This is a genomic window from Mesorhizobium sp. CA14, assembly GCF_020165195.1.
Lineage (GTDB): Bacteria > Pseudomonadota > Alphaproteobacteria > Rhizobiales > Rhizobiaceae > Mesorhizobium.
Genome location: NZ_JAIUHR010000008.1, coordinates 1 through 20417 on the forward strand (window position 1 = coordinate 1; position 20417 = coordinate 20417).

The window sequence follows — 20417 nt, forward strand, 5'->3', positions numbered from 1 at the left end:
TCTGCTTCACCGCCATTGCGATTCCCTCCGAGCTTCCTTCTCAGAGAATCACAACCAGCCAATTACGCAACAGGCCCACAAGGGGAGAAGGGAAGGCTGCGCCGCCCCTCATCCGCCCTTCGGGCACCTTCTCCCCGTGAACGGGGAGAAGAATATTGACTAAAAAACCCGACCTCCTGCGCGACAACGACCTGATCTACGGCCGCTTGCTGACCGTGGACGAGCCGCATCTCATCCAGCGCTACAACAAGGCGCTTGCTGCTTTCGGCCTCGAGCCCACCAGGCTCAAGAGCTTCCAGATCGACCGCACCGGCTTCTCGCCCGAAATCGCCGAGGAGTGCGGCGACTATGACTATCTCGATCCCAATGAGGTCAACCGCCGCTTCATCATCCTGATGCCGTCGCAGATCGACCTGCCGGTGGTGCACACCGCCTTCTCCAACACCTCGCAGCTGATGTTCGAGTTCATGTCGAAGAACCGGCGCGCCATCGACGCGCTGACCATCAAGGACGTCATCTACGGCGAGATCGAGGACTCGGTTCCCAAGGTCAACGATATCGAGGACCTGCTGTCGATCAACCAGGTCGAGTTCAAGGTGCTGTCGGCCGAGGACGTGCTGGGCAAGGCGGCCGAGCTCGGCAAGTTGGTCGACCGGCTGAAGCAGGAGCCCGACGTCTGGCGCGACAATGCCATGCTCCAGCGTATGGTCGATCTTGCCAAGGTCTGCGGCGACATCCGCGAGAACGCGCTGGTGCCGGACCAGGTGATCTTCCGCCACAACGCCTACTGGACCAGCCATTTCGGCGGTCTCTATGTCTTCGTCGACCGGGATATGACGACGGTGATCAGCGACCCGGCCGCTCCCGGCTTCCGCCGCTCGCGCCCCTGGCAGGTGAGCTATCTGTCGATCAACGACGCCGACAAGGTGTTCGGCTTCCTGGCCGCCACCGGCCGCCTCGACCTGCCGCGCGCCTCCTGGATCGAGACTTCCGGCTATCTCGAGCACCGCGCCGAAATGGTCGTGCGCGCGCTGATCCGCGATGCCGAGCCCAATCGCAACCTGACCGATGTCGACAAGGTCTGGCTGCAGACCTGGATCCACGGCCATGCCGACCTGATCGCCAGTGACGGCAATTTCCCGTTCCTCAACGCCGCCAAGCGCGAGATCGCCCAACTCGGCCATCTCAAGATCGAGGACGTGCCGCCGCGCCAGCGCTTCCTGGTCGTGCGCGCCAAGCCCGATCACCCCGATGCCTGGCTGACGAACCAGCTGATCTCGGATTTCGTGCCGCAGGACTTTGTTTCGCGCTACGTCTTCAACAAGCCCGGCTTCTACAAGGATTATGACGGCTTCAGCGAAGCCTGGCGAAGCCATGTTGTGGACGTTCTGAAAACCACATATCTGAAGGACAAGGCGGCGTTCCGCGCGCGCCTTTACGGTTTGACTGACTAGAGCATGATTCCGAAAAGTGGGAACCGGTTTTCGGGGGAAATCATGCTCCAACAAAGAGTTAGATCAGGATGACGTTTCGACGAAACGTTATTCTGATCCAGAGCAATTCCAGGAAAAGTATGGACGGTTTTCCGCCCGGAATTGCACCAAAACAAAGGGATAAGGCAGATCGCCGTTTCCCTTGAAACGGTGAAATGCTCTAAGGGGGTGACGAGAGCCATGCTTGACCCGATCGTGAACTTCTTCACCCGGATCTTCCAATGGATCGGCCGCGGCATCGGCTTCGCCATCGGCGTCATCCTGTGGCCGTTCATGTGGGTTAGCCGCTGGTACGGACAGCGTGGCTGGATACTGAAGGCCGTGGTCGGCCTTGCCCTCCTGGTGCTGATTGGGCTCTACGCCAATTTCTTCTACGCCACCCAGTGGTGGAACAATTTCAACCCGAACTATCCCGACACCTACACGTTCGAGAAGCGCAGCGTTTCCGCCGGCGAGCAGGTTTCGGCCGGCAGCGGCACCGACACGGCCAAGACCTGCGGCAACTCGGCGATCGCCCAGGTCGCCGCCGATCTGACGGATTTCAACGTCAATCAGAATGCCTGGGTCTCGTCGATGATCCTCTACAAGCTCGGCCTGTTCGGCATCAACTGGGACAACACGCCGTGGATGGACAACAAGGCGTCCTTCCAGCGCGGCATCAACCAGGCGGTGCGGCGCACCGCGACCGAGCTTGCCGACAATCTCGGCCGCGTGCGCACGACCTCGCAGATCGATGCCGATCTCCAGGACGCGCGCGGCAATCTGCAGTTCGATGAGTACACCTGGTATTTCGGCCTGAATCCGTTCGGGCCCAAGACGCCGACGCCGAGCTATTATCGCGACGCGGTGCGCAAGCTGCGCTCCTTCAACGCCCGTCTCGCCACTTGCCAGGCGACCTTCGACGCCCGCGCCGACAATCTCAAGCAATATATCGACCGCATCGCCAGCGACATCGGCTCGACATCCGCCATCCTCAAGGAACGTGCCGAAAACCACAACAATGGCTGGTTCGACACCCGCGCCGACGACCGCTTCTGGTTCGCCTATGGCCAGCTCTACGCCTATTACGGCCTGATGAAAGGCGCCCAGGCCGACTTCGAGGGCGTGATCAAGGAAAAGCACCTGCAGAATTTGTGGGACACGATGGACCAGCAGTTCGTCTCGGCGCTGCGCATCCAGCCCTTCATCATCGCCAATGGCCGCGAGGATGGCTGGCTGTTGCCGACGCATCTGACGACGATGGGCTTCTACATCCTGCGCGTGCGCTCCAACATGGTCGAGATCAGCAACGTGCTGACGCAGTAGCGCGTTTCAAGCCAAGACGGCGATGGTGGATTTGCGCCGTCGCCTCTGTCGCTTTTCGCGTATTCAGCGGCTGTTTTGAGACGGCGGAACGGCCTTCGCTCTGGCTTCTATACGCCGCAAGCGACCGGGCCGAAGACCCGAACAGGGTCGGAACGGGAACAGCAGTACTTTCTTTGCAGGAAACTTAGTTGCATGGAAGTTGACGCCGCGGCTGCGACAGGGTTAGAACTTGCCCTTGCGTCCGCGCGGCGTTTCGAACATGCACAGATGATCAAACCCTCCACCGTCCAATCCAGAGGAAAGCCGTCATGGCCGAAGTGAAGTCCGACATCGAGATCGCGCGCGGCGCCAGGAAGAAACCGATCCAGGAGATCGGCGCCAAGATCGGCATCCCGAACGAGCATCTCTTACCCTATGGCCACGACAAGGCGAAGGTCTCGGCCGAGTTCATCAAGTCGGTAAAGGGCAACAAAAACGGCAAGCTGATCCTTGTCACCGCCATTAACCCGACCCCGGCCGGCGAAGGCAAGACGACCACCACGGTTGGTCTCGGCGATGGCCTCAACCGCATCGGCAAAAAGGCGATCATCTGCATCCGCGAAGCCTCGCTCGGCCCGAACTTCGGCATGAAGGGCGGCGCCGCCGGCGGCGGCCTGGCCCAGGTCGTGCCGATGGATGATATGAACCTTCACTTCACCGGTGACTTCCACGCCATCACCACCGCCCACAACCTGCTTTCGGCGCTGATCGACAACCACATCTATTGGGGCAACGAGCTCGGCATTGATACCCGCCGCGTCGCCTGGCGCCGCGTCATGGACATGAACGACCGGGCGCTGCGTGAGATCATCTGCTCGTTGGGCGGCGTCGCCAACGGCTATCCGCGCGAGGCCGGCTTCGACATCACCGTGGCTTCCGAAGTGATGGCGATCCTGTGCCTCGCCACCGACCTCAAGGATCTCGAGAAGCGCCTCGGCGACATCATCGTCGCCTACCGCCGCGACAAGTCGCCGGTCTATGCCCGCGACCTCAAGGCCGACGGCGCCATGGCCGTGCTTTTGAAGGACGCCATCCAGCCCAACCTGGTGCAGACGCTGGAGAACAACCCGGCCTTCGTGCATGGCGGCCCGTTCGCCAACATCGCGCATGGCTGCAACTCGGTCGTCGCCACCACGACTGCGCTGAAGCTTGCCGACTACGTCGTCACCGAAGCCGGCTTCGGCGCGGATCTGGGTGCTGAAAAATTCTTCGACATCAAGTGCCGCAAGGCCGGGCTCCAGCCGGCTGCCGCCGTCATCGTCGCCACGGTGCGCGCCATGAAGATGAATGGCGGGGTCAAGAAGGAAGACCTCGGCAAGGAAAACATCGAGGCGGTCAGGAAGGGCTGCCTCAACCTCGGCCGCCACATCGAGAATGTGAAGCAGTTCGGCGTGCCGGCCGTGGTGGCGATCAACCACTTCACCACCGATACCGAAGCCGAGATCCAGGCGATGAAGGACTTCGTCAAGGCGCAGGGCGCCGAGGCGATCCTGTGCAAGCACTGGGCGCAAGGCTCGGCCGGCATCGAGGACCTCGCCAGGAAAGTCGTCGAAATCGCCGAATCCGGCGCCTCGCAGTTCTCGCCGCTCTATCCCGACGACATGCCGCTGTTCGACAAGGTCAACACCATCGTCAAGCGCATCTATCGCGGCGACGAGGCGATCGCCGACAAATCGATCCGCGACCAGTTGCATGCCTGGGAACAGGCCGGCTACGGCAACCTGCCGGTCTGCATGGCCAAGACCCAGTACTCCTTCTCGACCGACCCGAACCTGCGCGGCGCGCCGACCGGCCATACGGTGCCGATCCGCGAGGTCCGGCTCTCGGCCGGCGCCGGCTTCGTCGTCATCATCTGCGGCGAGATCATGACCATGCCGGGGCTTCCCAAGTCCCCGTCTTCGGAAAAGATCTTCCTCAACGAGCAGGGTCAGATCGAAGGCCTGTTCTAAACATCCTTCAGGCTGGAAACGATCAAGGGCGCCGTCTCATCGCGGCGCCCTTTTTGCTTCGCCGGCTTTCATGCCACCGTGGGCGAGCCGAACTTCTTGATGCCGGCGACCGACATCGAGACGAACTGGTCGAGGATGGCAAAGAAGATATCTAGGCTGAAGCCGAACAGGAAAGCGAAGGTGAACAGGCTGAAGCCTATGCCGGTGACCTCGCCGCCGAGCTTGGTGCCGGGCGCCATGAACCAGGCGAGGATCATACCGGCAAGCCCGCCGAGCGCGATCCGGTGGATGAGCCGGGATAGCGGCGGATTGGGCAGAAGCGGATTCAGGATCATGCGCATGTGGAACATGATGCCGCCAAGCGCGCCGTAAAGCGCGGGCAGGATCCACAGCGCATAGGGGCTGAGGACCTCGCTCAGCGTCTTGGCCTGCAATGTCAGCGTCGAAATCGAATTCGGCGTGATGGTGATGACGCCTTCGCATTGCAGATCGCGTGTCGCCTCGTCGAAATCCGCGTTCACGTCTTCGACCATGCCGGTAGAACTGACGACTTGCATGCCGCCTTGAGTGTTGCCGTTGTTCCTGCAATCGAAGTCCGACTGCTTGAGCGGCTGGCTGTTCTCGGCCCCGCTCTGCTGTTGCGCCAGCGCGACCTGCTGACTGCAGAACTGGTCTATGGCCATCTGCCTGAGATTCGAGAAATCGAGCGGCGCGCCCGCCTTCCCCGGCGAAGCCGAGAGCTTGCAATAGGCCCATTGCATGCCCCAGAGCGGAAACGGCGCCTCCTGCGTCATGAATCCCTGCGCCCGCACCAGCAACGACGAAAAACGCTGGTCGAGCGAATGCAGACTGTCGACGGAATTGTAATAGGCGTCCTTCAGAAGAGTCAGATCGGTCGCCGACGCCTGCTGGGCGGCGGCCGAGCTCAATTGCTTCTTGGTCGCCCAGACCTGCCTGATCGACTGCCCGAACCGGATGCTGAAATCGTTGTTGTCGATCTCCTGCATCTCCGCGTTGATCGAGACGCCCCTATTGTAGACATAGGTCAGCTTGCCGATGACGATCATCATCGTCACCGACAGGGCGATGAGGAAATAGGTCGCGAGCGCGGTCCGGCGCGACGTGTCGCCCGGCGACCAGCCGGTGCGCAGCGCAGCCAGGGTTGAAAACGGCACGGTGTTGGAGCAGTCGTTGAGCACCGTTTGAAGTTTGACGACCTCGGGCTGGCTTGCGCTCGCGTCACTGAGTTTTTCCGCGTCACCGATCGCGGCGAAGAGCGCGCTGTCCTTGAACACGCCATAGCGACCGTAGCCGGCAACCAGCTTGGCGTCGGCAAGCAACCCGGAGACAAGAGGATCATGGAATGTCGTCATCGCGCCCCCCGACGACTAGCCCAGATAACCCTGCACGAAACCATATTGCGACGGGCATCCGCAGGGATAGCCGGCCGGCCCTGGCGGTTGCGCCCAGCACCAGAAGAATTGGGTGAAGCAGATCGTGCCTGGCGCATGCGGCGGAACTTGCGCGAAGGCGGGCCACGGCAGCAGCGCCGCGCCGACGGCGAGAGCTAGGACGACCAAGGTTCGTGCAACGCGCGCCTTCAATCCAGCCCCCAAAAGCCAACCGCGCAACTCACATGCGCGGTGACTTTCCGAAAAAATCGGAACGGCTTCCGTGAAATGGCTCACGCTCTGCCCTGGAAATCGGCCGCCAAAGCAAAGGCGCCGCATCCTGGCGGCGCCCCTTTGCCCTTCGAAAGCGGGGAGCTAGGCGGCGTTCCGCTGCAAGGCCCGCTGGTTCGATGCATAGATCGTGTCGCGCTCGGGCAGCCTCCCGGTCTTCAGGCAATCGACCCATTCGGCGGTCTTCAGCACCGCCGCGAAACGCGACTGCAGAATCACGCTCACCACCCGGTGTATGTCCTCGGCCGATGCAGAGCCGGCGCTGTTGGCATAAGGCACCGAGCCGCTGGCATCCGAAAGGAATTCGACGGCAAAGCCCATATGCACCGCATGGATAATGGTCGACAGATCGCAATTATGAGTCATGTAGCCGACGACCGCGATCGTATCGATGGCGTTGGCGCGCAACCAGTCTTCAAGATCGGTGCCGGTGAAGGCCGACGGCAGCGTTTTTTCAACATAGTGGTCGCGGCCGCGCCTGGCGATCTCGGCATGCAACTCGCCGCCATGGCTGCCCTTGGCGAAGATCGGCGAGGTCTCGGGCGCCATCTGCTTGACGACGACGATCTTAATACCGGCTGCCGCGGCGGCATCCATGGCGCGCGCAACATTGACGACGGTCTCTGTGAAGGGCGGATGCTGGATGGCGAGATTGCCGCCATCATAGTCGTTCTGGACGTCGACGACGACAAGCGCGCGGCGCGGCTGGGTGGCTGGTGCTGACATGGCGGTTTTTCCTTTCGACCGGGTTGATGGCGCAAAGCTAGGCGGATGTTTCAGGTCGGGAAAGTGGCCCGATTGACATCGATCGAAAGAATTGGGACATTCGGCGTTCAACAAAACGATATCTGCCATGAAGAACCCGATCATCGCTGCTGTCGCTTTCGACCGCATCAGCCCGTTTCATCTCTCTGTGCCGTGCCTGGTGTTCGGTGCCGATCGAACCAAGCTTGGGCTGCCGCGCTTCGACTTCCGCGTCTGCGCGATGGAGGAGGGAACCATTCATACCGATGCCGGGCTGAGCATCGTCGTGCCGCATGGGCTTTCGGCGCTCGACGAGGCCGACATCGTCATCATCCCGAGTTGGAAGGATCTCGAGGATCCGCTGGCCGCGCCGTTCAAGGATGCTCTGCAACGCGCGCATCGGCGTGGCGCTTTGATCGTGGGCTTGTGCCTCGGCACCTTCGCCATTGCCGGCGCCGGATTGCTCGCCGGACGCAAGGCGACCACCCACTGGGCCTATACCGATCGATTGCACATGCTTCATCCCGACATCGCGATCGACGCCGGCGTGCTCTATGTCGACGAGGGCGACATCATCACCTCGGCCGGCGTTGCCGCCGGGCTCGACTGCTGTCTGCACATCGTGCGCGCTCGCTACGGCGCGGAGGCCGCCCTTCGGCTTGCCCGCCATGTCGTGCTCTCGCCGCACCGGCAGGGCGGGCAAGCGCAGTTCATCGAGCGCCCGCTTGCGCCGACGCCGAACGCCGACCGCTTCGCCAAGACCCTCGATGAAGTGCGGGCATCGCTCGGCGAAGCCCACAGCCTGGACAGTGTCGCCGACGCAGCGGGCCTTACCCGCCGAACCTTCACGCGCCGCTTCCAGAAAACCACCGGCACCAGCTTCGGCGACTGGCTTGCGGACCAACGGGTCGCGCTGGCGCAAAGGCTGCTGGAACAGACGGACAAATCGATGGACATCGTGGCCTTCGAAGCCGGTTTCGGCAGCGCCACCTCGCTGCGCCAGCATTTTGCCGCGCGGCTCAGAACCTCGCCGAGGCAGTACCGGCGCGAATTTTCCCGAAGCACCAAAGCGTCAGACAAACTCAGCCTCTTGTAATGGCCCGTGCCGGGTTGCCGACGACGGTCGCATTGGCCGGCACGTCGCGGGTCACCACAGCGCCCGCGCCGACGATGGTGCCCTCGCCTATGCTGACGCCGGCGAGGATGACCGCACTGCCACCGATCCAGACATTGTCGCCGATCGTCACGGGCCTGGCGACCTCCAGTCCGGCCAGCCGGCCGGCAGCTTCGCGATGATGCTCGGCGCAGTAGATCTGCACATTGGGCCCGAGCATCGTCCCCTTGCCGATGCGCACGGGTGCCGTGTCGAGGATGGTGCAGCCGACATTGAGGAAGACGCCCTCGCCGAGGAACAGGTTGAAGCCATAGGCGCAGTGGAACGGCGCCTCAATGCGCGCCCCCTCGCCCGCACCGCCAAGCAGCGCCTGCAGGGCCGGGGCGATATCGCCGCGCTGCCGGGGCGGCAGGCTGTTGTGCTCGAACACCGCATCGCGCGCGGCGATGCGCAACGCCTCCAGCTCATTGTCGATGCAGGTGTACCATTCGCCCGCCGCCATTTTTATGCGTTCGCTTGTCGTCATGGTGGCACCTCCAGGTTTTCGTCTGCTGCCAAAGCATAATCGATCGTCTGACAAAAGCCCCGTAGCCAAACGCCTGGCTTGTGCTAGCCTGCCGTTGCGAAACCATGCGGCGGTCTCGTTTGAGGGTCGATCATGCTTTACATTCTTGCACTGCTGATAGGCGTCATTGCCGGCCTGCGCGCCATGACCGCGCCCGCCGCCGTCGCCTGGGGTTCTTATCTCGGCTGGCTACCGGTCGCAGGCACCTGGGCGAGCTTCATGGGCCACTGGATTGCCGTCGGCATCTTCACCATCCTGGCCATCGTCGAGCTGGTCACCGACCAGCTGCCGTCGACGCCGAGCCGGAAGGTTCCGCAGCAATTCGGCGCGCGCATCGTCGTCGGCGCCTTCTGCGGCGCGGTGATCGGCGCGACCGCCGGCGCCACCATCGGCGGCCTGGTCGCAGGCGCGATCGGCGCGGTGATCGGCACGCTGGGCGGCGCCGAAGCACGCGGCCGGCTCGCCGCCGCCTTCGGCAAGGATCAGCCCGCCGCCTTCATCGAGGATGCGGTGGCCATCATCGGCGGGCTGCTCGTCGTGGCGGCGGTCGCATGAGCGCAAAGAGTTTCGACGCCATCGTCATCGGCGCCGGCCAGGCCGGCCCGCCGCTTGTCGGACGGCTCGAGGCCGCCGGCATGAAGGTCGCGCTGATCGAGCGCAAGTTCATCGGCGGCACCTGCGTCAACACCGGCTGCATGCCGACCAAGACGATGGTGGCGAGCGCCTATGCCGCGCATCTCGCCCGCCGCGCCGCCGACTACGGTGTCGCGCTCTCAGGCCCCGTCGGCGTGGACTACAAACGCATCAAGGCGCGCAAGGACAAGGTCACCAACGACGCCCGCGGCAATCTCGAAAAATGGATCGCCGGCATGAAGGGCTGCACGCTTTATCGCGACCATGCGCGTTTCGTCACCGCCGACACGGTGCGCGTAGGCAACGAGCTGCTCACCGCGCCCAAGATCTTCCTCAACACCGGCGGCCGCGCCTCGGTGCCCGATCTGCCCGGCGTCAACGACGTGCCCTATCTCACCAATTCCTCGATGATGGATCTCGATGTGCTGCCCGGCCATCTGATCGTCGTCGGCGGCAGCTATATCTCGCTCGAATTCGCGCAGATGTTTCGCCGCTTCGGCTCCGAGGTCACGGTGATCGAGAAGGCGCCGCGGCTGACCGGCCGCGAGGATGAGGACACCTCCGCCGCCATCCAATCGATACTGGAAAACGAAGGCATCGCCGTCCATGTCGGCGCGGACGACATCGCCTTTGCCAGGCAAGGCAATGGGATCGCCGTCACCTTCGCCGCCGGCAAGCCGCCAGCGGTCGGCTCGCATGTGCTGCTGGCGCTGGGGCGTACGCCCAACACCGACGATCTCGGCCTCGACAAGGCCGGCGTCGCGGTTGACCAGCGCGGCTATATCGTCGTCGACGACCAGTTGCGCACCAACGTGCCGGGCATCTGGGCGATGGGCGACTGCAACGGCAAAGGCGCCTTCACCCACACCTCCTACAACGATTTCGAGATCGTCGCCGCCAACCTGCTCGACAATGACCCGCGCAAGGTCAGCGACCGCGTCGAAGCCTATGCGCTCTATATCGATCCGCCGCTCGGGCGCTGCGGCATGACGGAAGCCGCCGTGAAGAAATCCGGCCGCCGCGCGCTGGTCGGACAGCGGCCGATGACGCGTGTCGGCCGCGCGGTCGAAAAGGGCGAGACGCAAGGCTTTATGAAGATTCTGGCCGATGCCGACACCGGCGAAATCCTCGGCTGCGCCGTGCTCGGACCGGGCGGCGACGAGGCGATCCACTGCGTGCTCGACCTCATGTATGCCAAGGCGCCGATATCGACGCTGGCGCGCGCCATGCACATCCACCCCAACGTCTCGGAGCTGCTGCCGACCATCGCCCAGGAGCTGAAGCCGCTGGAGTAAGCAATTCCAGGAAAGGGCGCAGCGGTCAGGCTCGGCGCCTTCGCCGTAGCAAGGCTCGGCGTCTTCGCCGTAGCAAGGCTCGGCGTCTTCGCCGTAGCCACCCCTGCCCCGACAGCCCGGCGCGGCTGGACCACTCGACAGCCCGATCGCAAAAATGCATGGGTGAAAGCTCTTCACGCGGAGTATCCCATGCAGAAGACGATCGAACGCATCGCCGGCGACAGCGAAGGCGTCGCCTATGAATTTCCGGTCTTGCGTTTCGAGGGCAAGGACAACGCGGCTCCTTCCGCCTATCTGCAGGCGGCGCTGCATGCCGGCGAGCTGCCGGGCGTCGTCGCCATCGACGCGCTAATGCCGATGCTCGCCAGGGCCGAGGCCGAGGGCCGCATCAAGGGTCCGATCACCATCGTGCCTTGGGCCAACCCGATCGGCCGCGCGCAATATCATTTCGGCGAGCACCAGGGCCGCTTCAATCTCGGCACCCGCACCAACTTCAACCGCTCCTTCCCGCTGCTTGCCGCGCCCGACGCCAGGCTTCTGCCGGATGTCAGCCTGGGCGGTGCCGATCGCCGGTTGAAGAACCGGCTCGTCCAGCTCTCGCTCGGCAACGACATCGTCCTCGACCTCCACTGCGACGACGAAGGTCTCGCCTATCTCTACATCCACACCAGCCTGTGGCCGCATATGGCCGACTGCGCCGCCGCCATGGGCGCCGAAGCTGTCCTGCTGTGGAGCGAGGACAACAGCGGCACGTTCGAAGGCGCCTCGATCATGCCCTATCAGAACGTGCCTGCGGGCGTCGCTCGCTTCGATCGCCGCGCCGTCACCACGGTCGAATATCGCGGCATACTCGACGTCGACGCCGCCCTCGCTGCGTCGGATGCCGCGGGACTCTACCGACTGCTGGTGACGCGCGGCGTCGTTCAGGATTCATCCGTGCCGAAATTCCAGAAATTTTCCGGACCGGTCGTACCGCTGGAAAATATCGACATGATGCCTTCGCCCAGAGCCGGCGCGATCCTTTACGACGTCAAACCCGGCGACCGCGTCAAGAAAGGCGACAGGCTGGCGACGATCGTCCACGCGCCCGGCGAGGCCGGCGGCCGCACGGAAGTGTTTGCCCCGCAATCGGGGTTCATCCTCACCCGCCGCTCGCGTCGCATCATCCGCGCTGGCGAGGATCTTTTGAAGCTCGCCGGCGACGCCAGGAGCAGCGACGCGCGCTCTGGCACGCTGGAAGACTGAGGCCGCGCGTTCGGCATCGGCGTGAAATCCAGTTGCATGGACCTCCATTCGCCGCTATGGGAGTCCCCATGAACATGCGTTCGAACAAGACCGTTTGGTGGTGGGCTCGCTGACAGCGGCCTGTTCGTGCGTGTGCGCGTGAAAAAGAGGGTGGCCGCAACGGAATGTCCGGGCGGCCATTTGTTTTTTAACGCCATTCCCAGGTCCGTTGCCCAAGACGCTGATGGAGACGGCAATGACGACTAAAGTTCTGGACAACGGGGCCGAGCGCTTCGTCACCGCGGGCGGCGTGACGATCACCCGCGAGCGGCACGACCGGCCCTACGAAGGCGCGATCGATGCCTATGTCGACGGCCTGAATTCGCGCCGTGGCGCCGTGTTCTCCTCCAACTACGAATATCCGGGCCGCTACACGCGCTGGGATACGGCCATCATCGATCCGCCGCTGGTGATTTCCGCGCGGGGACGCACGATGCGCATCGAAGCGCTGAACAAGCGCGGCGAAGTGTTGCTGCCGGTGATCGGCAAAGCGCTTGGCGAACTCGGTGAAGTGACGGTCGTCGAAACCTCCAAGACGCTCATCCGCCTCGATGTCGCTAGACCCGGTCGCGTCTTCACCGAGGAGGAGCGCAGCCGCGTTCCGTCCGTGTTCACGGTGCTGCGCGCCATCACCGCCCTGTTCAAGACCGCCGAGGACGCCAATCTCGGCCTCTACGGCGCCTTCGGCTACGATCTCGCCTTCCAGTTCGACCCTGTCGACTACAAGCTCGAGCGCAGAGGGAGCCAACGCGACCTGGTGCTGTTCCTGCCCGACGAGATCCTCGTCGTCGACCACTATTCGACCAAGGCCTGGACCGACCGCTATGATTATTCCGGCGAAGGCTTTTCGACCGAAGGCATGGCCCGCGACGCCACCGCCGAGCCGTTCAGGACCGCCGACCGCATCCCGCCGCGCGGCGACCACGAGCCGGGCGAATACGCCAACCTGGTGCGGCGCGCCATGGAGAGCTTCAAGCGCGGCGACCTGTTCGAGGTCGTGCCTGGCCAGATGTTTTACGAGCGCTGCGAGACCCAGCCTTCCGACATTTCGCGCAAGCTGAAGTCGATCAACCCCTCGCCCTATTCCTTCTTCATCAATCTTGGCGAAAACGAATATCTGATTGGCGCGTCGCCGGAGATGTTCGTGCGCGTCAACGGTCGCCGCGTCGAGACCTGCCCGATCTCTGGCACCATCAAGCGCGGCGACGACGCCATTTCCGACAGCGAGCAGATCCTGAAGCTGCTCAACTCGAAGAAGGACGAGTCCGAGCTCACGATGTGCTCGGACGTCGACCGCAACGACAAGTCGCGCGTCTGCGAGCCGGGTTCCGTGCGCGTCATCGGCCGCCGCCAGATCGAGATGTATTCGCGCCTGATCCACACCGTCGACCACATCGAGGGGCGGCTGCGCGAAGGCATGGACGCCTTCGACGCCTTCCTGTCCCACGCCTGGGCGGTCACCGTCACCGGCGCGCCGAAACTGTGGGCCATGCGCTTCATCGAGCAGAACGAGAAGAGCCCGCGCGCCTGGTATGGCGGGGCGATCGGCATGGTCAATTTCAACGGCGACATGAACACCGGGCTCACCTTGCGCACCATCCGCATCAAGGACGGCATCGCCGAGGTGCGTGCCGGCGCCACGCTGCTCTTCGACAGCTTGCCCGAGGAAGAAGAAGCCGAAACCGAACTGAAGGCATCCGCCATGCTCTCCGCCATCCGCGACGCCAAGACCGGCAACGCCACCGGGACCGAGCGCACCACCGCGCGCGTCGGCGATGGCGTCAACATCCTGCTCGTCGACCATGAGGACTCCTTCGTCCACACCCTAGCCAACTATTTCCGCCAGACCGGCGCCAATGTTTCCACGGTGCGCACGCCGGTGCCGGAGGAGGTCTTCGAGCGGTTGCGGCCCGACCTCGTCGTGCTGTCGCCCGGCCCGGGCACGCCGAAGGATTTCGACTGCGCCGCCACCATCCGACGAGCGCGCAGCCGCGACCTGCCGATCTTCGGCGTCTGTCTCGGCCTGCAGGCGCTGGCCGAAGCCTATGGCGGCGAGCTCAGGCAGTTGCACATCCCCATGCATGGCAAGCCGTCGCGCATCCGCGTTTCGAAGCCCGGCATCATCTTCTCAGGACTGCCCAAGGAAGTGACCGTCGGCCGCTATCACTCGATCTTCGCCGACCCGGTGCGCCTGCCCGATGGCTTCGTGGTCACCGCCGAGACCGAGGACGGCATCATCATGGCCTTCGAGCACCGCAAGGAGCCGATCGCGGCGGTGCAGTTCCATCCTGAATCGATCATGACGCTCGGTCACAATGCCGGCATGCGCATCATCGAGAACATCGTCGCGCATCTGCCGCGCAAGGCCAAGGAAAAGGCCGCCTAGGCGGCGCGTTGGGATGAATGCGGCAACGACGATGACAACGGCGGAAGCAAAGGCGGCGGCCAGGCAAAAGGTCGCCAGCCTTGCGTTCTGGTCGATCGTCGTCGCCGGCGTCGTGCTCGCCCTCAAGCTTGTCGCCTGGTACATCACCGGCTCGGTCGCGCTCTATTCGGACGCGGCGGAATCGATTGTCAACGTGATTGCTTCGGCCGCCGCGTTCTGGGCGATCCAGGTCAGCTACAAGCCCGCCGACCAGGACCATCCTTTCGGCCATCACAAGGCCGAATACTTCTCTGCCGTGCTGGAAGGGGTGCTGATCGTCGTCGCGGCGCTCTTGATCCTCAACGAGGTCTGGGAGTCATGGCAGCATCCGGCCCCGCTCGAGCAGCCCTGGCAGGGCCTTGCCGTCAACGGCGTCGCGACGGTCATCAATGCCATCTGGGCCTGGACGTTAATCCGCACCGGCCGCAGCGCGAAGTCGCCGGCGCTCGTGGCCGATGGCCAGCACATCATGACCGATGTGGTGACGTCCGTCGGTGTGCTCGGCGGACTTGTCGGCGCGGTGCTGACCGGCTGGCAGATCCTCGATCCGGCGCTGGCAGTCATCGTCGCGCTCAACATCCTGTGGCAGGGCTGGCATGTGATCGGCTCGTCGATGAGCGGGTTGATGGACCGCGCCGTCGACACCCAGGAGCACATGCAGATCCGCGACATCATCTCTGCCAATTCGAAGGGCGCGCTCGAAGTGCATGACCTCAAGACGCGCATTGCCGGCCGCGCCACCTTCATCGAGTTCCATCTCGTCGTCGACGCCGATATGACCGTCGGCGCCAGCCATGTCATCTGCGACCGCATCGAGGATGCGCTGAAGGCGGAGATCCCCTCGGTGCGCGTCACCATCCATGTCGAGCCGGATGACGAGGCCAAGCTGCCGAAGGGCACCACGGCGGTGCCTTTCGCCTGATGGTGCCAGCATGGCAGACGTTGGAGATTGGCCGGAGCGTCTCAACTTCGTCATTCTAGGGCGGAGCAGGAGCGAAGCTCCGTCGCGAAGACCCTAAAATGACGAAGCGCTGGTCATGGCGCACAGGCCGACTGCGGCATGGGGTTCAGCCGGTAGACCTTGTCGTCGGATTTCGTCTTGCCATCCGCCGCCTTCGAGCAGAGATCGACAATTGCCACCGCATTGTTGGGGTTCGCGACCATCACTGTGCCGTTGGCGCCCCGCTTGAGGAAAATCTCCTTCTGCGAGATGTCGCAGGAAAAGTCGCTCATCTTCGAACTGGCCGAACAACGCCACTGGTCGGCCTCGCCCTGGCAGGAATAGGTCTGCGTGACCTTTTTCCCCTTCTGCCTCGTCGTCACCGAAACGGCGATATCCGCCCCATCGGGCCAGTTCGCGGCATCGCCGCCGGCGGCGAAGGAGGCAAGCTCTATCGGTCCGCGGAAAACGCGGATCGATTGCGTCAGTTGGTTGGGATGCGACTTCAGATGCGCATCGTCGTAGTCGCGCCCGAAACAGAAGGGCTGATCGGGCTTCAGCCGCACGCGCAGCGGGTCCCCAAGCGCCGGATCGATCGGGTCGATGCGCGCGAACTCCGCCTTGCAGGTCTCGGTCGGCATCGGGTCCAGCTTGAAATTGTCATCCTCACTGCCTAGCGCCTGCTTGTTGTACTCTGCCTTGCTCATCGACTCCGACGCGTCGGGATCGAGATAGACGTCCGGCGATAGGCCGGAGAGCAGAAGCTTGCCCTTGTCGTCGACTTTCAGCGAAGCCAGCGTCCGGTCGCAATCCATGCCGCAGCGGATGCCGCTTGCCTTGTCGCTCGGGTCTTCCTTGTTGCACCAACTGCTCGCCCATTCGGGCTGCCTGGCACCGCGAACCGTGGTGGTGAGGAAGCCGTTATAGGAATTATCCTGGTTGGCGGGAGGTTCTTCGTTCGGCCGGCTCACCGGGTCATGGCCGTAGAAGAAGAAAATACGCCCCACCTTCTGGTTCGGATGCGCCTTGAGATGGGCAGCGTCGTAGACGCGGCCGAAGCAGGCGTCGGCGCCGGTCGGGCTGAGCTCGGGAAGCTTGGGCGGTTGTTCGGCGCGCGCCGCGCCGGAAAAAGCGGCAAGGGCGGCGCAAAGCATCGCGCCCGTCATGGCCCTCCCCACAACGGTCCTCGATGCCATGTGATCCTCCTCCCGCCGACAGGACTGGCTTTATGCTAGAGCAATTCCAGGAAAAGTGTGAGCAGTTTTCCGTTTGGAATTGCGTAAAAACAAGGAGATAGGCGTTTCGCCGTTTCCGTGAAACGCAGTAATCTAGGAGCGCCGCCCGGACCATGCAAAATTGTGCGAACGGGCAAGGCAAGGGAGGACAGGATGCTGCGCCGTGACATTTTTCGTGCCGGTCTCGCAGGGGCCGCGGGCCTGTTCGGCCTGAGCCGTGCAAATGCGGCCACGCCTGAGGGAAGGCTGAAAGTCGCCTATCACCTCAGCGACGCCGACAAGGTCAACTTCGTCCTCGGCAACATCAAGAACCACTATGAAGGTACCGGCGGCAATGTCGACATCGTGCTTGTGGTGCACGGTCCGGCTCTGGCCGCCTTCAAGTCGAAGGGGGCTTCCGGTGCGGTTTCCAGCCGCTTTGCCGGCCTTGTTCAGCAGGGACTCGTCCCGCAAGCCTGCGGCAACACCCTGCACGGCATGGATATCACACTGACCGACCTGCTGGCGGGCTTCGAGCTTGCCGAGAAAGGCGGCGTCGTGAAGCTCGCCGAACTGCAGCAGCAGGGCTATCTCTATCTCAGGCCCTGAGCGCGACCGGGCTTGAACGGCAGGCAGGCAATGGCCTACGAAGGATGGCAACCCGGAGGCCAGCCGACATGACGACACTTGCCATCCCCGATCTTGCCGGAAAGGCGGTGCTGGTCACCGGCGCTTCGACCGGCATAGGCGCAGCACTTGTTCGTGCCTACGCGGCGCAGAAGTGCCGTGTCGCGCTGCACTACAATGAGAGCCGCGAGGCCGCCGAGAACCTGGCCGGATCCATCCGCGACGACGGCGGCGAGGTGTTTCTGGTCCAGGGTGACTTTTCGAGACCTGCCGATGTCGAACGCGTCGTCGAGGAGAGCGCAAACCATTTCGGCCGGCTCGACGGCCTGGTCAACAATGCCGGCGGCATGCTTGGCCGCGTCGCCTATGCCGAGCAGGATGAAGCGCATTACGACGCGGTGATGGACCTCAATGCGCGCTCGGTGCTGACCGCCTCGCGCAAGGCGATACCATGGCTGAAGCGGCAGGGCGGCTTCATCATCAACACCACCTCGATCGCCGCCCGCAACGGCGCCGGCGGCGGCGCCGGCCTCTACGGGTCGTCCAAGGCCTTCGTCTCCAACGTGACGCGCGGCATGGCCAAGGAACTGATCGGCTTCGGCATCCGCGTCAACGCGGTGGCGCCCGGCACGATCCTGACGCCGTTCCACGAACGCTATTCGAGCGCCGAGCAGATCAAGGCCATGGTCGCCACCATTCCGCAAGGGCGTGCCGGAACGCCCGAGGATTGCGTCGGCGCCTATCTGTTCCTGTCATCCGATCTGTTGAGCGGCTACATCATCGGCCAGGTGATCGAGGTGAATGGCGGCCAGTTGATGCCGTGAGCTGGCGATTGCATAGTGGATGCAGCGTGCAACCTGGAGGGAGAGCAACGGCATGTACGGACTGATCGGCAAGATGCGGGCGGCGCGCGGCCAGCGCGATGCGGTCATGGAGGTGCTGCGCGAAAGCACCGCCGCGCTTCCCGGCTGCCTGAGCTACATCATCGCCACCGATCCGGCCGACGCCGACGCGATCTGGGTCACCGAAGTGTGGACCGACCAGGCGAGCCACAAGGCCTCGCTGCAGTTGCCGGAAGTCCAGGCGGCGATCGCCAAGGCGCGTCCCTTCATCGCCGGCTTCGAATTCCAGATCGAGACCCATCCCGTGGGCGGCTTCGGCCTTCCTGCGCCAAACAAAGCTGGCTGACCTCCTGGCAGTCTCAACATTCGTCCGCAGATCGCGGCTTTCTGCAACAGCGCTGTTGATGGCACACCTCTAGGGTCATTTCCGACCGCTTGTAATATCCAAGCAGATAGGCTAAGTTCAATGGACTAAGTCTGATTGGAGCAGCCAACGTGCAGACTGTAAACATCCACAACGCGAAGACCAATCTTTCGCGCCTGGTCGACCGGGCCGCCAAAGGTGAACCGTTCATCATCGCCAAGGCGGGCAAGCCGTTGGTCAAGGTCGTGCCCATCGATCAGCCCGCCGCGTCGCAAATAAAACGGCTTGGCTTCATGGCCGGCCAGTTTTCCGTGCCCGATGATTTCGATCGCATGGGTGGCGATGAGATCGAGCAGCTGTTCGGCCTCAAAGCGTGAAGTTGTTGCTCGACACCCACTTACTGTTGTGGGCGGCCGGTGAGCCGGATCAGCTGCCGCTTCCGGCCCTGGCCGAAATGGAAGATCCGTCAAACGAGCTGCTGTTCAGTGCCGTCAGCCTCTGGGAAGTCGCAATCAAACGTGGACTTGGGAGAGCCGGCTTCACCGTGGATCCGCGTTTGCTGCGGCGAGGCCTTCTGGACAACGGCTATCAAGAATTACCCATCACCAGTGAACATGCCGTGGCCATTGACGGACTTCCACCCATCCACAAGGACCCGTTCGACCGTATCCTCGTTGCCCAGGCCATTGTGGAAGGCGTTACCTTGCTTACGGTGGATGATGTGGTGGCCCGCTATCCAGGCCCGATCCGAAAGCTCTGACGGACCAGCCGCCTGCTCGACATCGATCCGCTGACCGCCTATCTGGCGACCAGCCCCGTCGGCGTGGACACTGTCGCCCATCATCGCCGCCCGCTGCGCAGAACGTCGACACCTCCTTCATCATGCTTCATCATGACCTTGCAGTCGGCGCGCTTCCAGGCCGTGCTGCTCATTGGGCCAAGCGTAGCCAGGCTGGTGGCGCGAAACGTCGGGGCCTGATCCGGGCTATCCAATGCCAAAGGAATTCCAGGAAAAATGCTCAGCGGCTTTCCGTCCGGAATTGCGTAAAAACAGAAAATCAGAGGAGGTCAGCAATCCTATTAAATTAGGATGCTGAATTGCTCTAAGGGAACGGAGGAGAGTGCCCATGGAACGCCGTCAGAACGCCGTCGACCTGTCTGGCCGCATCGCCGTGGTGACGGGCGGCGCGCAAGGTATCGGCCTTGCGGTCGCCCGGCGCCTATTGTCGTCGGGCGCGAGCGTCGCCATCTGGGACGTCGACCAGACGGCAATGCGCAAAGCTGCCGCCGAACTCGCGTCGCTCGGCCGCGTCGAGGCCATCTTTTGCGACCAGTCGCAGATCGAGGCCGTCGATCGCGCCGCCGCCGAGACCGAGCGAACGCTCGGCCCCGTCGATCTCCTGGTCAACAATGCCGGCATTGCCGGGCCGGCGGCGACGGTGGCGGACTATGACCCTGCCGCATGGCGCCAGATCGTCGACATCGACCTCAACGGCGTCTTCTATTGCTGCCGGCGACTGGTGCCCGGCATGGTCGCGCGCAATTACGGCCGCATCGTCAACATCTCCTCGGTGGCCGGCAAGGAAGGCAACCCGAATGCCGCCGCCTATTCTGCCGCCAAGGCCGGCGTGCTGGCGCTGACCAAGTCGCTCGGCAAGGAACTTGCCGGACATGACATCGCCGTCAACGCGTTGACGCCCTCGCCCGCCCGCACCCGTATCCTCGAGCAACTCACCGAGGCGCAGGTCGCCTACATGCTCGGCAAAGTGCCGCGCGGCCGCTTCGTCGAGGTCGAGGAGGCGGCCGCCATGGTCGCCTTCATGCTGTCGGACGAGAACTCCTTCACCACCGGCGCGACTTTCGATCTCTCCGGCGGCCGCGCGACCTATTGACCGCAAACTT

At 63.4% G+C, this 20417-nt stretch carries 21 protein-coding genes; 16 read left to right on the forward strand and 5 right to left on the reverse strand.

Annotation, left to right across the window (positions count from 1 at the left end):
- Positions 1-155 precede the first annotated feature (155 nt).
- The 3 genes from LB565_RS11325 to LB565_RS11335 all read left to right on the forward strand — a co-directional run bounded on the left by LB565_RS11325 (position 156) and on the right by LB565_RS11335 (position 4786).
- Positions 156-1454: a DUF6638 family protein gene (locus tag LB565_RS11325; protein ID WP_224583879.1), complete on the forward strand. Its 1299-nt coding sequence runs from the start codon at positions 156-158 to the stop codon at positions 1452-1454.
- A gap of 219 nt (positions 1455-1673) precedes the next feature.
- The gene (locus tag LB565_RS11330; protein ID WP_224583881.1) at positions 1674-2798 is read left to right on the forward strand and encodes a DUF2333 family protein; all 1125 of its coding nucleotides are present in this window, start codon (positions 1674-1676) and stop codon (positions 2796-2798) included.
- Positions 2799-3106: 308 nt separating this feature from the next.
- Positions 3107-4786: a formate--tetrahydrofolate ligase gene (locus LB565_RS11335; protein ID WP_224583883.1), complete on the forward strand. Its 1680-nt coding sequence runs from the start codon at positions 3107-3109 to the stop codon at positions 4784-4786.
- Positions 4787-4854: 68 nt separating this feature from the next.
- Here LB565_RS11335 and LB565_RS11340 read toward each other — a convergent pair whose 3' ends face one another.
- The 3 genes from LB565_RS11340 to LB565_RS11350 all read right to left on the reverse strand — a co-directional run bounded on the left by LB565_RS11340 (position 4855) and on the right by LB565_RS11350 (position 7194).
- Positions 4855-6159, reverse strand: coding sequence for a hypothetical protein (locus LB565_RS11340; RefSeq protein WP_224583884.1), 1305 nt, complete (start codon positions 6157-6159; stop codon positions 4855-4857).
- Positions 6160-6174: 15 nt separating this feature from the next.
- Positions 6175-6390 carry a hypothetical protein gene (locus tag LB565_RS11345; RefSeq protein ID WP_140543548.1) on the reverse strand — a complete coding sequence of 72 codons (216 nt, stop codon included), beginning with the start codon at positions 6388-6390 and terminating at the stop codon, positions 6175-6177.
- Between the two features lie 162 nt (positions 6391-6552).
- Complete coding sequence (locus LB565_RS11350; RefSeq protein ID WP_224583886.1) at positions 6553-7194, reverse strand: cysteine hydrolase family protein; 642 nt, start codon at positions 7192-7194, stop codon at positions 6553-6555.
- Positions 7195-7321: 127 nt separating this feature from the next.
- Between LB565_RS11350 and LB565_RS11355 the strand changes: the two genes are divergently transcribed.
- Positions 7322-8308 carry a helix-turn-helix domain-containing protein gene (locus LB565_RS11355; protein ID WP_224583889.1) on the forward strand — a complete coding sequence of 329 codons (987 nt, stop codon included), beginning with the start codon at positions 7322-7324 and terminating at the stop codon, positions 8306-8308.
- Here LB565_RS11355 and LB565_RS11360 read toward each other — a convergent pair.
- The gene (locus LB565_RS11360) at positions 8295-8852 is read right to left on the reverse strand and encodes a sugar O-acetyltransferase (RefSeq protein WP_224583891.1); all 558 of its coding nucleotides are present in this window, start codon (positions 8850-8852) and stop codon (positions 8295-8297) included. The two genes, LB565_RS11355 and LB565_RS11360, sit on opposite strands and share 14 nt — an antisense overlap.
- Positions 8853-8984: 132 nt before the next feature.
- Here LB565_RS11360 and LB565_RS11365 point away from each other — a divergent pair, with 132 nt between their 5' ends.
- From LB565_RS11365 to LB565_RS11385, 5 genes are all read left to right on the forward strand, one after another.
- A complete protein-coding gene (locus LB565_RS11365; protein ID WP_224583893.1) occupies positions 8985-9446 on the forward strand; it encodes a DUF4126 domain-containing protein in 462 nt (153 codons plus the stop codon).
- Positions 9443-10819: an FAD-containing oxidoreductase gene (locus LB565_RS11370; RefSeq protein ID WP_224583895.1), complete on the forward strand. Its 1377-nt coding sequence runs from the start codon at positions 9443-9445 to the stop codon at positions 10817-10819. The genes LB565_RS11365 and LB565_RS11370 overlap by 4 nt, the downstream gene beginning before the upstream one ends.
- Before the next feature lie 189 nt (positions 10820-11008).
- The gene (locus LB565_RS11375; protein ID WP_224583897.1) at positions 11009-12064 is read left to right on the forward strand and encodes a succinylglutamate desuccinylase/aspartoacylase family protein; all 1056 of its coding nucleotides are present in this window, start codon (positions 11009-11011) and stop codon (positions 12062-12064) included.
- Between the two features lie 235 nt (positions 12065-12299).
- Entirely contained in the window at positions 12300-14489 is a 2190-nt protein-coding gene (locus LB565_RS11380; protein ID WP_224583900.1) for an anthranilate synthase, read from the forward strand.
- A 31-nt stretch (positions 14490-14520) separates the two neighbouring features.
- Positions 14521-15450, forward strand: coding sequence for a cation diffusion facilitator family transporter (locus tag LB565_RS11385; protein WP_224583902.1), 930 nt, complete (start codon positions 14521-14523; stop codon positions 15448-15450).
- A gap of 113 nt (positions 15451-15563) precedes the next feature.
- On the opposite strand, the gene LB565_RS11390 is transcribed toward LB565_RS11385, so the two are convergent.
- Positions 15564-16664 carry a hypothetical protein gene (locus LB565_RS11390; RefSeq protein ID WP_224583904.1) on the reverse strand — a complete coding sequence of 367 codons (1101 nt, stop codon included), beginning with the start codon at positions 16662-16664 and terminating at the stop codon, positions 15564-15566.
- A gap of 192 nt (positions 16665-16856) precedes the next feature.
- Here LB565_RS11390 and LB565_RS11395 point away from each other — a divergent pair, with 192 nt between their 5' ends.
- From LB565_RS11395 to LB565_RS11425, 7 genes are all read left to right on the forward strand, one after another.
- Entirely contained in the window at positions 16857-17291 is a 435-nt protein-coding gene (locus tag LB565_RS11395; RefSeq protein ID WP_224583905.1) for a DsrE family protein, read from the forward strand.
- Between the two features lie 68 nt (positions 17292-17359).
- Complete coding sequence (locus LB565_RS11400; protein ID WP_224583907.1) at positions 17360-18133, forward strand: SDR family NAD(P)-dependent oxidoreductase; 774 nt, start codon at positions 17360-17362, stop codon at positions 18131-18133.
- Between the two features lie 52 nt (positions 18134-18185).
- On the forward strand, positions 18186-18497 hold the full coding sequence (locus LB565_RS11405; protein ID WP_224583910.1) for a putative quinol monooxygenase: 312 nt from the start codon (positions 18186-18188) through the stop codon (positions 18495-18497).
- A 149-nt stretch (positions 18498-18646) separates the two neighbouring features.
- Positions 18647-18892 carry a type II toxin-antitoxin system Phd/YefM family antitoxin gene (locus LB565_RS11410; protein WP_224583912.1) on the forward strand — a complete coding sequence of 82 codons (246 nt, stop codon included), beginning with the start codon at positions 18647-18649 and terminating at the stop codon, positions 18890-18892.
- Entirely contained in the window at positions 18889-19275 is a 387-nt protein-coding gene (locus LB565_RS11415; RefSeq protein ID WP_224583914.1) for a type II toxin-antitoxin system VapC family toxin, read from the forward strand. The genes LB565_RS11410 and LB565_RS11415 overlap by 4 nt, the downstream gene beginning before the upstream one ends.
- Before the next feature lie 12 nt (positions 19276-19287).
- Positions 19288-19494: an AbrB family transcriptional regulator gene (locus tag LB565_RS11420; RefSeq protein ID WP_318012151.1), complete on the forward strand. Its 207-nt coding sequence runs from the start codon at positions 19288-19290 to the stop codon at positions 19492-19494.
- A gap of 148 nt (positions 19495-19642) precedes the next feature.
- Positions 19643-20407: an SDR family NAD(P)-dependent oxidoreductase gene (locus LB565_RS11425; RefSeq protein ID WP_224583916.1), complete on the forward strand. Its 765-nt coding sequence runs from the start codon at positions 19643-19645 to the stop codon at positions 20405-20407.
- The last annotated feature ends 10 nt before the right edge of the window (positions 20408-20417 follow it).